General features: G+C 33.7%; 2 protein-coding genes. Both read left to right on the top strand.

All coding sequences use genetic code 11. The features are described 5' to 3' along the window. The coding region (locus GMD1S_RS12370) for a hypothetical protein (protein WP_000696240.1) at positions 1–305 on the top strand (305 nt) is incomplete at its 5' end. A gap of 135 nt (positions 306–440) precedes the next feature. Then, positions 441–644 carry a hypothetical protein gene (locus GMD1S_RS11570; protein WP_008281298.1) on the top strand — a complete coding sequence of 68 codons (204 nt, stop codon included), beginning with the start codon at positions 441–443 and terminating at the stop codon, positions 642–644. Positions 645–820 lie beyond the last annotated feature (176 nt).

The following is an 820-nucleotide window of genomic DNA, read 5'->3' on the forward strand; positions in this document are numbered from 1 at the left end:
TCCTACGATTTTTGCTATCCTATACTGGTGCCATCATCTATAAAGATCCTTCAAAGGTGCTGGTCGTCACGGTAACCTTTTCCTTGCTCCTGACATTTTTTAAGATTTTGATGATTGCATTAGGGACCTTTATGTTAATCTATTTCGAAGAAGATCAACAACTTCGAAAGCTACCTTCTATTTTATTTATCATTGGTGGCGTGCTGGGCTTTCTTTCAGCGACCGAGTGGATAGGAGGATTTCTAATCATTAAAGGCGCTGTTTCTTTTTCTAAATTTTTGAAAGAAGTCCGTGGCCTTGTCTGATAGTCTAGTGAAACAATCCGTTTGAGGGTTGTTTTTTTATTTAAAGAATTATCTGGCAAAAGAATATGTTAGCAAAATGCTTTTTTATAAGAAAACATGATGTAATACAACTTGAAAAAATAAAAAGAGAATATTATGAAACAATCTTTCATTACATCGTATTTAACATTCTATTTAAAAGCTTCCATTACTTTAGAGGGAGTCTTTATAAAAACTTCTAACCCTACTATTTTAAAAGTTATTCCACTGGGTTCTCAAAATAAAACAATTCCTGTTGATCATGTTGCAAGTGTAGATAGTTCATTTCGTCTTGATTTCAAAACATTTGCTTGGGTATAATTTTCGCTCTTATTGGCCTTTCAATGATGCAAAATTCATTTATTGGGGGATTGATATTAGCGGCTTATGGTGTATTAACAGTGCTAAGTGCTTTTCAAACTCTACTAGTTTTGCATCTTGCTTCTGGTGGAACACATGTTGTCAGTGTGGTAGTATTTGAAAAAGCTAATCTTGAA

The organism is Streptococcus sp. GMD1S, assembly GCF_000296875.1.
Classification (GTDB): domain Bacteria; phylum Bacillota; class Bacilli; order Lactobacillales; family Streptococcaceae; genus Streptococcus.

Coding starts and splice junctions, on each gene's coding strand:
- GMD1S_RS11570 (WP_008281298.1), top strand. CDS start 441: ATGAAACAATCTTTCATTACATCGTATTTAACATTCTATTTAAAAGCT.